This window comes from Paenibacillus sp. J22P51 (assembly GCF_059692215.1).
In genome coordinates this window covers 222,387-235,981 of the sequence record NZ_JCAUAZ010000007.1, presented here as the reverse complement: position 1 = coordinate 235,981, position 13,595 = coordinate 222,387, and the positions used below count along the sequence as shown (strand labels likewise).

Here is a 13,595-nt window from a genome sequence, read left to right as displayed (position 1 = left end):
GCAACAACTCACATTTTTTATCAAACAAGCGAATCCAACAACTCACGCAAAGCAACTGCTTCCTCATGTTCAGGTGATACCAAGATCGTTCGCTCAGCAAATCGCCTTGCGGCATCATCCTGCCCTAACTCGTAGTAACACACCGCCATCTCATAGAGAACAGTCGCATCATTTGCCAGCTTAGGCTGTGTGTGTTCGAAGTAAGGGATTGCTTCCTGATACATTTCCATTTGATATAACAAGATCGCACAAGCTAGCGCAACATCCGTATTGTCATCCATTGGATAATAATGTGCCCACATTCGTTCAATTCCTTGCTGAAGCGCCATCCATTCATGTTCCCCACAATCTGGAATTACATCCATGAGGCGTTTGGTACAAGGCAGCAGAAACTGAGTATCATAGCCACTTAAGCGCCACAAGGCCAAAAGTTGAGGCATAGACTTATTCGCAATCTGCGAATCAAAAGCTTCTTTTAAATTGAAAAAATCATCGGGACCAAATTGTTCCACAAACCTCTCGTAGGCTAGTCGTGTTAATCCATAATGGACAGGTTCTGAGAGATTAAGAATACATCCAATGTTTAAATAGGTATAAGGATGTTTCGTGAACAGTGGCAGGGCTCCCTGCGCTTCGCACACATAGCTTAATGCGTGATAATTCGCCGTTAATGAAATACTGCCGTGATGAATGAGCTTCGGCGGCTCGTTGTATTCCCAGCTTTCTAAGCGGTGATCCCCTTTATCAGCCGTGAGCAGCAGGAAGCCGTCTCGCGACCATGTTTTCAAACGCGTTAAACACTGCAAGCCTACCTCGGGCAAAAGAATATGAGAATCAGATACGTGCCCACGATACACATTTAATAGATCTCGGTATGGATAGGAATCATCGTCATAACCTTGGTCCCGCTGATAATGATAGCTTCCAACTACCTCTTTCAGCTGCTGGGAAGCACTCAGCTCAGATGCGCCCTCTGGAAATTGCAGCGAAATCCGACAATCATACACCTGCCCATCTTCGACATAAATTAATTCCTGTGGCAGGCTATCGAAAAAGTAATTCGCCAGAAGCACTAGAGGCTGCATCATATCACCTGCTCCGATGCGCTCACCTGCGTGTAATAATTGAATTTCTTTATCCTGCACCGCGTCAAATTTGGCAAAATCAAGCAACCCCAGCTCCACAAAAGGAGCTAAGCAGGTATGCTGTCGCCAGAACGCGATATTTTTCTCTGCCAAATCGCTCATCACATATCGAAATGGTGGCAGTGGTATGCCTGCTGTTCGTGTAAGCTTCGTTAACTCCTGGAGCACATAAAAAGCGAATTGTCCCGAACCTGCTCCCAGTTCTAGGATCATCACACACTCCGTCAGCTGCCCCATTCGAGCTCGATCTTGCAGGAAAGCAAACAACATTTCCGCATAAGAAATGGCCATTACCCGATTACTTGTTATGTATTGTGGAACATCTCCGCTTTGCCAAGCCGTAATCCCTTGCTCCTCATAATAAGCACGCTGCAGCTCCCAAATGGGTGCTTCACTAAATCGGTACATATTCTGCTCGATATGAGCCATTCGTGGACCAACTTCCCTTCGATTTCAAATTCTAATCGCACATATGTCTTCTGGGCATATAGTAATACATCAATACGCGAGAGGAAGACCACAATGACATACCTGAATGAGAATTACTCAAATCCCGACACTTCATGGCCAAACCCCTATCAACTACCGTATATGCCTACGAATTGGCCCTATATGCCAATCCCTTGGATCCAAGAGGATGACTCATCCTTCCGTGAAAAAGAACAGCCGCTTACCTTCGTTCTTGTTCATGGTTCCTGGGCGGATGCCAGCTTCTGGGCAGGCGTTGCAGCTGAGCTAAGCAAAAAAGGCCATACCGTCTACGTTCCTGAATTTCCAGGACACGGCGCTGACCCGAATAAAAATGTGACCCATGGGATGATAAGCAAATCTGTTGCGGATTTCATCATTTCGCATAAGCTGCACAACGTCGTCCTTGTTGGCCATAGTTTTGGAGGTTCAGTGATCCAAAAAGTAGCGGAGCTAGTACCCGATCGCTTGAAGCGACTCGTTTTTCTCAATGCTTTTGTCCTCAAAGATGGCGAAATGCTTGCTGATGAATTACCACCACAAGTCGTAGACAATTTTAAGCAGCTTAACGCAAGCTCCAAAAACAATACGATTACGCTGCCTTTTGACTTTTTTAGGGAAGCCTTCACCAATCTGGCCAGCCTTAGCCAAGCCCAACAGATCTACAAAAAAGCTTTCCCCGAGCCGGCAGGTCCTTTATTCGAGAAATTAGATCTGAAGAAATTTTATAGCCTTCCTATTCCCAAAAGTTACGTACACCTCATGGAAGATAATGTGATTCCATTAGGCGATCCTAACTATGGTTGGCATCCGCACATGTCTAGTCGATTGGGCCTATTTCGCTTCATTCAACTGCATGGCGATCATATGACAACCGCGATTTACGAGCCCAAACTCGTTGCCCGAAAGCTATATGAAGCAGCCAGAGACTAACTCGATTGAATTATGGTGAGCAAGCTGGTGCCCCAACCTTAGGATTGGCCTTCAGCCAGTTCAACATGTCATCTAGCGTTCGAACGGGTACGATACGCAGATCGCCTGCACCCTTTCTCGCATCCGCTTCATTAGCGATCGGTACAAAGAACACATCCGCATTCGTTCGGCTCACCGTATAAGCTTTCTGCACAAGCCCACCAACAGGTCCGACGGAGCCATCAGGTTCTATCGTGCCTGTCCCTGCAACGTGATGACCATACGTAACACCGCACGGTGTAAGTTGGTCAATTAACGTTAACGCCAGCATGGCGCCATGGGACGGTCCACCTTCGTGCAGCAAGTAGTTATGATAGGTCACGAGTTCAGGGATATCGTATCTGAGCTCATTAGCGATCATGATTCCGATTGAAGCACGAGTCGGGTCGTCTGTACTTGCACGCGTTGCAACGGACAACTCGACCTTCGCTTTATTACGTAGCACAGACAATTTGATGGATTCACCGGGTTTGATTCCATGCATCTGATCACTTAGCTCTGAGACCATTGTGATCGGATGGCCATTCAATGCGGTTATGACATCGCTTGGTTGCAGCACTTCAGCAGCTTTCGTATTTTGCAAGACAGCAGTGATCCGCACACCTTCCGATAGGATGCCTTTGCCTAGTCCCACTTTATGGAAGGCAATTGCGCTGCCTGCGGCGTTCGCATCTTCCTTCATCGTACGGACTTCTTGATTATACTCGCCTATGGACATGCCCAGATTTTCAATCTTCTCGAAGGTGTAGTCTCTAAAAAGCTTCGCATACAACCAATCCATCGGAAACGCTGGTCGTTCGAAAATAAGAACACCGGATATATCCCCATGCTTTGATCCGCCTTCGGCTTGTGCATAACGATTCATGTTAAGCGTGATACCTGGATAGGTCACTAAGTATTGCGTTGGCCACAGCATCAACAATAAGAGACCTAGTGTCACACCAAATACGATCATACTTTGGCGTGGCACCTTTCGTTTCTTCCGTTCGTGCAGGATCATATCCACAACGATAAGCAGTAGGCTAAGAATCATGACGGTAGCGGAGAATTCCAGCTTTTTGGGCATGTAAATCACGATACCAACACTTAATAAACAAATGAAACTAATAAGGCCGCGAAATACCTTCAACCACTGTGTTTGTGACTGTGCGAGGTGCAGCAGTGCAGCTATCATCCATAGCATAGGAACTAGCGCAATCGCATAAATCAATAGATCAATGAGGTCTATCCAATAATAGCGAGACCCCCATCTTAACGGATCCGGCAGCCAAACTAGCTCTCCTATCATGATTAACAGAAGGATTACACCTATTCCCCAATAATACAGCTTGTGCCAAAGTGCCATTGCACACATCCTTTTTGCGAACAAACACTATCGCTACAGTGCGATGCTTAATTGCTGGACAACCTCATCATACGAGAGCTTTCCACCGAAAATATCAAGGGCACTGCCGATGGTAATATCTAATTTCCCTTGAGAAAGCTGTCTAAACAACGCCAAATCCTCAAACGATCTTGCACCGCCGGCATAGGTAGTTGGAATCGTGACCCACTGTGCCAATGAGCTTACCAAGCTTTGTTGAATGCCGCTCTGTTTCCCTTCGACATCCACCGCATGAATGAGAAATTCATCGCAATACTGCTCAAAGAATTGAATCGTCTCCTGATTTAATTCCACATCACTTAACTGTTTCCATTGATTGGTAGCTACATACCACTTGCCATCTTTTTCTTTGCAGCTTAGATCAATGACTAATTTCTCTTTCCCAATAGCCGCAACGATGCGCGCGAGATTGTCCATATTCAATTGTCCATCACGGAAAATGTAGGAAGTTACAATGACGTGAGACGCCCCTTGCTCTAGATAAAAATTCGCGTTCTCCGCCTGAATTCCGCCGCCAATTTGCAGGCCGCCAGGATAAGCCCCAAGCGCTCTTAGCGCCTCTTCTTTGTTCCCATCGCCAAGCATGATCACATGCCCGCCGGTTAAACGATCTCTTTTAAACATCTCCGCATAATAAGTAGAGTCGTACGAGGATACAAAATTCTCAACGACTGGCTGTCCCTCGCCTCCCAAGGTTTCACCGACAATTTGCTTCACTTTCCCGTTATGTAAATCGATGCATGGTCTAAATTTCATGACGTCTGTTTCCCCTTTGACATTCGTAATACTTGAACGATTTTCCATCTAGTATAACATAAAAAAGCCCTCGAAGGAGGGCTGCACGTTCATAGATCACTTCTTATCGAAACCTTCTTCTTCCAAATACTCCTGAACCTCTTCATACGTCTCAAAGGCACAATCGAGATTCTCTCCCGCGTAGATATACCATAAATCTTCCACGAAAGTAACACTCAATGTATTTCCGTCTTCATCCACCCAAATTTCTTCTTGAGGGGCAAGAACTTCCTCTGTCTTTGAAGCTTTAGGACTACCGCTACGAGTTAAAGACTGAATTGACTTCGCAATAATCTCACGAAGCTCGTCTTCACTATAATCCCGAATATTGATTAAACCTTTCGCATCTACCGTACAACCTGGGATGTATTCGGCATACACGAATCCATTTCCATTCGGGTGAAGATGATAAAGAACTGTCGTCTTCTCATAATCACTTTCTACATAATGGAAATTGATCCGTCCCAGTGAAACATCCTTGCGCTGCAGCTCAGGGAAGGATGTTGCAATTGCTAACTTTTCGTCTAAACTAAGCATACATGCCCCCGTAAATTAATCGATCACTTGAATTTTAAACACGTTCTCCAACTTACCGTCCGCTCTTTTCTTCAAGGGCACTTTAATATCTCTCCCAAGCTCTTTGAAAAAAGTCTCAACATCGCATTGTACATTGGAAAGAACAACTTTAAATGAACCATCTTGAACGATATTCTGATTTGCTTCAGCAGGTACCGTAATATCAACTGCGTACTTCTTCGTTAACGTGTTAATATAACGACTAAAAATTTCAATGAGCTCCTCATTATTGAAATTTTCGATTACCACTTTGCCCTTGTTTGTAAAATTTAAATGAACGTTCACCTTTAAATGTCCCCTTTTCCTGTACACCCTGTATTTGCTTGTGGGTAAAAGCCTACATCGAACGAATAATGCTTCACCTCTATTTTACTTGTTTATAGGGGTATGAAGCAACACTAATGCCAAATTCATTTTCTGTACACAAAAAGAAGCAGGTATTTCCCTGCTTCTACGGGTATTGCTTCTATACTAATTATGCCACATTTACCTAATTTCTACGCACAAATGGCATTAAGCTTTTTCAGAAATTCGTCTTAAACGCGTTTGATACCGATTAATGGAGAGGATTCGAAACTCACCGAATGTCAGGATTCGCTCGCGAACAACTTCAGGAAAGGTATAATGATATACTTCCAAATGATCGTCAAGCTCGTTATACCACGGCAATAAATTCATTTTAATAACGAGAACTCGCTCACTCACATCCCAACTCCACCTTTTCGACGCATGTATTCTGCTTGCTTTGCGCTAGATTGGATTCACTTGCTCAACAAGTATTTCGCATATAACATGGGGGTTTCATACGTGCGATAAAATGTCTTATTCAAATTCAAATGCTTATATTGATACCGCTGATCCCTGCCGTTTACTTCGATTAACCAAATCGCTCCTTGCTCATCGATTCCAATATCCATCCCAACATCCGAGATAGAGGGAATTTGCCGACTTAAGCTTTCAGCGATCTGCAGTGCTGCTTTTTCAACCTGTTCCCTTTTCAGAACCGGGTCGAAGCCATTACTAAGAAACAACGTCTCGCAAATCATGGCTTCTCCACCCCTTGCTAGATTCGTGACATGGCGACCATTCGCAGCAACCTTCCCGGCTATCCCTGTTACGCTCCAAATTCCTTTATCACCACGTTGTACAGATACACGCAAGTCATAAGGACGTCCCTCATACAACGCAAGAGGAATCGCTTTTTGAATCAAATACGATTGTCCGCTGACTTTCTCATCTATAAAATCAATTGCTTGCTGCTCTTCAAGTTGCCTAGGTATTTGTTTCCCCCACCACACTTGCCATATTTGATCTGGCAGCACAGTGACCTTCAGTACACCTTTTCCCACAGAGCTATTGGTAGGTTTCACAAAGAATGACGCGTATCGGCTCATTGCCTTCCCCAAATTGTCCCGCGAGTAAGTCATAGCTTGAGGTAGAAAGGCTGAGCTTTCGGTACTCGCACGTAACAATCGATGGATACGAAGCTTATCATGTCTATTCTGACCATTGAAAACTTGGCTTGTCTTCGCTAGGTCATTTAGTTTCTTTTGTGAAAAAGGTGACAGCGTCATCGCGCGGTTATGAATGACCTTTGGGATCGGCAGCCGCTTCAATGTGTACTTTTTATTCTCATAACACAAACCTAGGGCTGACTTTGTGCTCACGTGCTTTAAACACATGTAAAATGGAGTCATCCCTAGTTGGGCAGCTGCTTTATTATAGTATTCGATATGTTCATACCCGGTTTGGCTCCGAAGAATACCGAGATAAGTTTTGCGATCTAGGAGAATTCCGATTACATTGCGCACAATTTCACCTCATCTGCTTGGGTTCATTCTACTAATGTATGCAGAAAAGGCCTAAATGGTCCTGTTTCACACGAGGAAATCGTGACATCCGACTGCGACTATAGCGGGGTTTGACTCATTGGAAATGAAGTGCTACAATTCAAGCAAATTTGGATTTACATTGTTTGGAGGGGATGTCTCTGAACCCTTTTACACGCAGATGCTGTTGGACAATCATGGTCTGGCTGATTCTCGGACTATTCGTATTTCCTTTAACACCCCCTATTTCTAACCATGCTATAGCCGATACCGATGTTCTCATTTCAGCCAATACCACTCAGGTTTTGACCATTCAACAGCAGCCGCCTTCGAAGGAAATCATACATGTTTATGAAAATAAGATTCACCTTCATGACCAGTTTCACAAGCACTATGAAATGACGATTTTTGTCGTTTTCATCGTATTTCTAGCTAGCCTAATCTGGAAAAAGCTGAAAGTACTCCTGCTTGCTTTCCTCAAATTCACATCACGTTATGCGGGCCTCATTCCTTCTTACTCATAAGTAACGAAATTGAATGATTGAGGAAAAGAGGAACTTTCATGGCTAATTCAACAACTGGTACAGAACAGACACAAGCTCAAGCACATTCACAGCATCGAAAATTAACAAGATTAAAATTTGCACGCAGAGTTTTCTTTATGATTATTGGTACGATACTCGTTTCCATTGGCTTGGAAATTTTCTTAGTTCCAAATCATATTATCGACGGCGGCATCGTAGGGATTTCCATCATCTTATCTCATTTATCCGGCTTTCCAATCGGTATATTTCTAGTTGTACTCAATCTACCGTTTGTGTTGCTCGGATATAAACAAATTGGTAAAACCTTTGCCCTCTCAACTACGTTCTCCGTCATACTGATGTCCATTGGTACCACCTTACTTCATCCCGTACAAGCGATCACGATCGATCCTTTGTTAGCCGCAGTATTCGGTGGGGTTATCCTTGGGATCGGTGTCGGACTCGTTATTCGCTCAGGTGGATCACTTGACGGCACAGAAATTGTAGCTATTTTATTTAGTAAAAAATCACCTTTCTCGGTTGGCGAAATTGTTATGTTCTTCAACTTTTTCATACTTGCCAGCGCAGGCTTTGTATTTGGTTGGGATCATGCCATGTATTCTCTCATTGCTTACTACATTGCCTTTAAAATGATTGATATCACCATTGAGGGTCTTGATCAATCCAAATCCGTTTGGATTATTAGCGATGAATATGACAAAATCGGGGAATCAATTACGAACCGACTGGGTCGGGGAGTTACGTATCTCAATGGCGAAGGCGCATTTACCGGTGATGATAAAAAAGTCATCTTCAGTGTTATTACACGACTGGAAGAAGCGAAGCTCAAATCCATCGTCGACGACTTGGATCCCAAAGCCTTTCTAGCCATCGGAAATATTCACGATGTTAAGGGTGGACGGTTTAAGAAGAAGGATATTCATTAGGAGATGGATGGCGTCCCGAACCACTCCATACATCCTATTCGGCGCCGCACCCGCTCGCCCATCACCTAGAATAACTGGATTTCCTGCAGCTAATTTCACTCCCAACCTGTGAAAGTGACAATTAACTGGATTTCCTGTAGCTAATTTGCCTCGATTATCTTAAAATCGTCGATAATGGCAATATTAGCTGTATGAAATCCATCTAATCTGCGAATTCAAGTGATTGTGGAGAAATTAGCTGTAGTATTTCCATTTAGTTGGTAAGTTGAGCACATGAAATAGGTGCCTACTGGGGTGTTATCGTCTGTCTAGTGTTTTTAGCTACTTTGGTTTACCTGCAATTCACATACAGAAAAGCCTACAACACATTCCGTGTGTTGTAGGCTTTTTCTCATGCCTCGCACTTACTCCGCTCGGCTCCAATACGAGCGCAGGTCGACCTTCTGGCCCAGCTTCGCACTGTCCAGCGCGCCCAATACCATCGCCATGCTCTTGATATTGTCGCGGCAATCAGTCTCCGCACGGCGGCCTTCGGCCAGCGCCGCGAACATCTCGTCCAAGCAGCCGGCATGGCCGCTGCGACCAGACCAGTTCACGTCCGCGTCTACGCGCGTGAACTCCCGCAGGAACTTGCCGGCTTGATCGCCGGCAATAACAACCTCCGCGTACGGCGCGCCCGCACCGTCCCACAGAGCGGTGCCCTGCTCGCCCGTCACGCGCCAAGCCGCCTCCCAGGAGGTCGGCGCACCTTCCGCGCACCAGGAGCCGCGGTAGCAGAACACAGAGCCATCTGACATTTCATAGATGCAGATCGCAGAGGCATTCCCGGTGTACCAGGAACCGGGTGGGTTAAATTCCTGGCAGTACACCGAAACGGGATCTGCTCCAGTAATAAACCGTGCCTGATCAAAGGTATGGATCGCCATATCCAGAATGAGCGGACTTTCCATCGCATCGCGGAAGCCACCAAAATGCGGCCCCAAGAAAAAGTCCGCACCAACATACCCAACGCGGCCAATCGTACCGGAGTGAATCAACTCATGAAACGCGCGAATATTGGCGTCATAACGACGATTCTGCATAACCGCTAGTGATTTCCCTGCTTCATCAGCTATCTGAATAAGCTCCCGAGCCTCGTCCATCGTAGCTGCCATCGGTTTCTCACCAAGCACATCACATCCATTACGAAGCGCGGTGCTTCCGACTTGGAAGTGACTCGCTGGAATTGTAATATCCAGCACCAGATTGGCGCCATTGTCACGGATGGCTGCTTCAACATCCGTATATACGCCACAAGTTAGTCCATGACGATCAGCCATTGCTTGCGCAAACTCCGCTTTAATATCAACGAGTGCGACGATCTCACACCCATGTCTTTCCTTCATATTTTCAACCCATACGTTCGCCATACCACCACATCCAACAACAACAATCCGATAGCTACTCATCGATTAATGACCTCCAACAGCAATTACTAGCGTGTCTCCACACCGATTCTATCCCTTTTATCGCTTCATCGCTCTTTCCAGTCTTGCGTTAAAGTGGTCCCATTTTGCGCAACAATGAAAGCGCATACGAACAAGCATTTAACAAAAGATTTGAAATAACCCAAAAATAAAGTGCATAGCCTCTTCCTCATCCTTCCCTCTCGTGAGCAAGCGCAGCGTAGTGCCTGCCTTGATGGGAACTAGCAGCATACCTAATACACTTTTCACATCAACCTTATGATGCTTCTCATCAAACTGAAAGTCGAGTGTGATATCCGAAATAAAATGAGATGACTTCACAGAAATGCCAGATAAATCGCTACGCTCTAAATCTTTTGCAATTGTAAATTCATGTACGCGCATGCCGCTCGACTTCCTTTCCAAGACATTTGGAGGTTTGTGATTTCTCATTATGTGTGGTATTATACAAAGATATTTCTGAAAAGTGAAGTGTTGAAAATGCCCTATATTAATAGTTTACTAGATTCTTATAAAAAAATCAGCCAAATCCCCCGACCATAGGTCGAGGGATTTTTTTTCCTTCGGGAAACACTTCTGCAGGAGGTCATCATTCATGCACATTGACAACAAGTCCTCGGTTTGGGCCATTTGGCTCTCCCTCATCAGTAACATTTTATTAACGATTATCAAAATTATTATTGGTCTCATTTTTCAAAGTGAGGTTCTACTAGCAGATGGTGTTCATAACGCTGGAGACATCATCGCAACAATTGCTGCACTTAGCGCTATGCGTATTTCCAAGCTCCCAGCGGATGAAGATCATCCGTATGGCCATGGCAAAGCCGAAGTACTAGGCTCGGGTTTTGTTGCATTTATCCTTATAACTGCAGCGCTTTATATCGGATACCACGCGGTGGCTGCTCTATTCCACGAACCTAGCGCGCCTAGTATCATTGCCTTAATTGCTTCTGCCGTTTCGGTTGTTTGGAAATACCTTCTCTATATATACACAATGCGGATCGGGCGCAGTACCAACAGTAAAAGCTTAATTGCGACAGCTCATGATCATTTGGCCGATGTCTACGCCTCGCTTGCAGCTGTAGTAGGTATTGGCTTGGCGTTTGTAGGCAAAGCCTATGATGTTCACTGGCTGGCGTACGGCGATGCAGCGGCTGGAGTTATCGTCTCCCTATTAGTTTTGAAGCTTGGTGCAGAAATGGCGAAAGAATCCTTTGACATCCTCATGGAAAAAACCGTCGATCAACACATGCTTTCGCAATTCACTGCGTTGATCGAAGCGGTTCCTCAGGTTAAGCGTATTGATCGTGTTCGCGCGAGAGAGCATGGACATTATATTTTGGTCGATGCGCGTATCTCTGTCCCTGGGGAGCTAACGATTCAAGAAGGACATGATATCTCGCGTGCGATCAAGAAATCCATTATGGATCAGCACAGTGACGTGGATGAAGTGTTGATTCATTTAAATCCGTGGTATGACAAATGATCTCGTTATTGCTTCGCCTCAATCTCTAAAGCGATTTGATCCCTAATCTCCGGCAGCGATCTTATTCCAAGATCGCCTTCTCCCCTTTTTCTTACGGAGACACCGCCGGAGATCTGTTCTTTTTCACCAAGGATGAGCATGTACATGACTTTCTCGAGTTGGGCTTCGCGAATTTTATATCCCAATTTCTCAGCCCGCGCATCCAATTCCACACGTATTCCCGCTTCCTCTAACGATTGCTTCACTTGGAAGGCATAATCCAGATAGTGATCTGATACCGGCAATAGTTTAACTTGAACAGGTGCCAACCATAATGGGAACGCTCCTGCAAAATGCTCAGTCAAAATCCCAATAAAACGATCAATCGAACCATACACTGCCCGGTGTATCACGACTGGCCGGTGCTTGAGATTATCATCCCCGATATAACTTAAATCGAATTTTTCAGGCATTTGGAAATCCAATTGGATCGTTCCGCACTGCCAGCTTCGTTTCAAAGCATCTAAGATATGAAAATCGATTTTAGGCCCATAAAAAGCGCCATCACCTTCATTAACACGGTACGCAATCCCTCTTTTATCTAAGACATCCTGTAAAGATTTCTCCGCTTGATCCCAGAGCTCACTTGAACCCATGTAATCAGCCGGTCGTGTAGACAGCTCAATCCGATACTGGAAGCCAAAGACGTGATACACGTGTGAGATCAGCTCAATAACACGACCGATTTCATCCTCAATTTGTTCTGGCAACACGAAGAGATGGGCATCATCCTGACAAAATGTACGCACTCTCATCATCCCGTTCAATGCTCCAGAAAACTCATGTCGGTGAACTTGACCAAACTCCGAAAGTCGAATGGGCAATTCCCTGTAGGAATGTAAGCTATTTTTATAAATAAGCATGTGTCCTGGGCAATTCATCGGTTTAAGTGCGAACTTCGTTTCGTCCACATTCGTAAAATACATATTGTCTTTATAGTAATCCCAGTGTCCCGATTCCTCCCAAATGCGATTATTCATCATCAGAGGGGTACGCACTTCGTTATAATCCCTTCTACGCTGCAGCTCTCGAGCGAAATTCTCAAGTTCATTCCGGAGGATCATCCCCTTCGGCAAATAGAATGGCATACCCGGCGCTTCTTCCGAGAACATAAAGAGTTCAAGCTCTTTCCCCAGCTTCCGATGGTCACGCTTCTTGGCTTCCTCGAGCATATGCAGATGGTCATCTAGCTGTGCTTTCTTCAGGAATGCTGTGCCATAGATCCGTTGCAGCATCTTGTTCTTGGCGTCTCCACGCCAATAGGCCCCCGCTACGTGGAGCAGTCTGAAAGCTTTGATCCGTCCTGTTGAAGGGAGATGAGGGCCTCGGCATAGGTCGAAGAATTCCCCTTGATCATAGATCGAAATCAAAACATCTTCCGGCAAATCGCGGATCAGTTCAAGCTTGTAGGATTCATCTGACTTCTCAAAAGTGTCCATCGCTTCTTCACGGCTGACCACTCGGCGTACAATCGGGATGTTTTCCTGAATGATTTGGTGCATCTCATCTTCAATGGCTCTCAGATCATCACTGGATAGCGGTTTATCGATTTCGATGTCATAATAAAAACCATCTTCGATGACGGGTCCAATTCCAAGCTTGATGGCTTGCATGCCATAGATGCGTTTGAGCGCTTGCGCAAGTACATGAGCAGTGCTATGCCGATAAACCGCTAACCCTTCTTTACTTTCCAACGTGACGATTTCTATGAGACTATCCGCTGCAATCTGCTGCTGCAGATCAACCAATTTGCCGTTCATTAAGCCTGCGATGGCCTGTTTCTTCAGACCCGCACTAATCGATTCAGCTACTTGTTCAATCGTCGTGCCCTGTACGTACCTCCTATTTGTGCCGTCTGGTAAAATAACTTCAATTTCCATGCCAATGCCTCCCTTTCCCATTATTTATGAACGCAAAAAAACGCCTCTATCCCAGAAAGGGACGAGTGCGTTCAGCTCGTGGTT

Annotated in this window: 14 protein-coding genes; 4 read left to right on the top strand and 10 right to left on the bottom strand. The window is 45.2% G+C overall.

Going from position 1 to position 13,595, the window contains the following annotated elements; all coding sequences use genetic code 11:
• Window positions 1-20 precede the first annotated feature (20 nt).
• On the bottom strand, window positions 21-1,574 hold the full coding sequence (locus AC58QC_RS17335; protein WP_497416375.1) for a tetratricopeptide repeat protein: 1,554 nt from the start codon (window positions 1,572-1,574) through the stop codon (window positions 21-23).
• Window positions 1,575-1,667: 93 nt separating this feature from the next.
• On the opposite strand from AC58QC_RS17335, the gene AC58QC_RS17330 reads away from it, so the two are divergent.
• On the top strand, window positions 1,668-2,546 hold the full coding sequence (locus AC58QC_RS17330) for an alpha/beta fold hydrolase (protein ID WP_497416374.1): 879 nt from the start codon (window positions 1,668-1,670) through the stop codon (window positions 2,544-2,546).
• A 10-nt stretch (window positions 2,547-2,556) separates the two neighbouring features.
• On the opposite strand, the gene AC58QC_RS17325 is transcribed toward AC58QC_RS17330, so the two are convergent.
• The 6 genes from AC58QC_RS17325 to AC58QC_RS17300 form a co-directional block, all read right to left on the bottom strand.
• Complete coding sequence (locus AC58QC_RS17325) at window positions 2,557-3,930, bottom strand: PDZ domain-containing protein (RefSeq protein ID WP_497416373.1); 1,374 nt, start codon at window positions 3,928-3,930, stop codon at window positions 2,557-2,559.
• 33 nt (window positions 3,931-3,963) lie between these two features.
• Window positions 3,964-4,725: a phosphoribosylformimino-5-aminoimidazole carboxamide ribotide isomerase gene (gene hisA / locus AC58QC_RS17320; protein ID WP_497416372.1), complete on the bottom strand. Its 762-nt coding sequence runs from the start codon at window positions 4,723-4,725 to the stop codon at window positions 3,964-3,966.
• A gap of 96 nt (window positions 4,726-4,821) precedes the next feature.
• Window positions 4,822-5,301: a hypothetical protein gene (locus AC58QC_RS17315; protein WP_497416371.1), complete on the bottom strand. Its 480-nt coding sequence runs from the start codon at window positions 5,299-5,301 to the stop codon at window positions 4,822-4,824.
• Between the two features lie 15 nt (window positions 5,302-5,316).
• The gene (locus AC58QC_RS17310) at window positions 5,317-5,625 is read right to left on the bottom strand and encodes a hypothetical protein (protein ID WP_056621264.1); all 309 of its coding nucleotides are present in this window, start codon (window positions 5,623-5,625) and stop codon (window positions 5,317-5,319) included.
• Window positions 5,626-5,853: 228 nt separating this feature from the next.
• Window positions 5,854-6,045: a hypothetical protein gene (locus tag AC58QC_RS17305; protein ID WP_497416370.1), complete on the bottom strand. Its 192-nt coding sequence runs from the start codon at window positions 6,043-6,045 to the stop codon at window positions 5,854-5,856.
• Between the two features lie 56 nt (window positions 6,046-6,101).
• Window positions 6,102-7,151 carry a YheC/YheD family endospore coat-associated protein gene (locus tag AC58QC_RS17300; protein ID WP_497416369.1) on the bottom strand — a complete coding sequence of 350 codons (1,050 nt, stop codon included), beginning with the start codon at window positions 7,149-7,151 and terminating at the stop codon, window positions 6,102-6,104.
• A gap of 173 nt (window positions 7,152-7,324) precedes the next feature.
• Between AC58QC_RS17300 and AC58QC_RS17295 the strand changes: the two genes are divergently transcribed.
• Together AC58QC_RS17295 and AC58QC_RS17290 are read left to right on the top strand one after the other, a co-directional pair.
• Window positions 7,325-7,693: a hypothetical protein gene (locus AC58QC_RS17295; protein ID WP_497416368.1), complete on the top strand. Its 369-nt coding sequence runs from the start codon at window positions 7,325-7,327 to the stop codon at window positions 7,691-7,693.
• A 38-nt stretch (window positions 7,694-7,731) separates the two neighbouring features.
• Entirely contained in the window at window positions 7,732-8,640 is a 909-nt protein-coding gene (locus AC58QC_RS17290) for a YitT family protein (protein ID WP_497416367.1), read from the top strand.
• 404 nt (window positions 8,641-9,044) lie between these two features.
• Here the strand turns inward: AC58QC_RS17290 and AC58QC_RS17285 are convergent, their stop codons facing one another.
• Window positions 9,045-10,088 (bottom strand): Gfo/Idh/MocA family protein, encoded by a 1,044-nt coding sequence (locus AC58QC_RS17285; protein WP_497416366.1) that lies wholly within the window; start codon window positions 10,086-10,088, stop codon window positions 9,045-9,047.
• Window positions 10,089-10,226: 138 nt separating this feature from the next.
• Window positions 10,227-10,490 (bottom strand): HPr family phosphocarrier protein, encoded by a 264-nt coding sequence (locus AC58QC_RS17280; RefSeq protein WP_497416365.1) that lies wholly within the window; start codon window positions 10,488-10,490, stop codon window positions 10,227-10,229.
• 211 nt (window positions 10,491-10,701) lie between these two features.
• Between AC58QC_RS17280 and AC58QC_RS17275 the strand changes: the two genes are divergently transcribed.
• On the top strand, window positions 10,702-11,592 hold the full coding sequence (locus tag AC58QC_RS17275) for a cation diffusion facilitator family transporter (RefSeq protein WP_497416364.1): 891 nt from the start codon (window positions 10,702-10,704) through the stop codon (window positions 11,590-11,592).
• Between the two features lie 5 nt (window positions 11,593-11,597).
• On the opposite strand, the gene thrS is transcribed toward AC58QC_RS17275, so the two are convergent.
• The gene (gene thrS / locus AC58QC_RS17270; protein ID WP_497416363.1) at window positions 11,598-13,511 is read right to left on the bottom strand and encodes a threonine--tRNA ligase; all 1,914 of its coding nucleotides are present in this window, start codon (window positions 13,509-13,511) and stop codon (window positions 11,598-11,600) included.
• Window positions 13,512-13,595 lie beyond the last annotated feature (84 nt).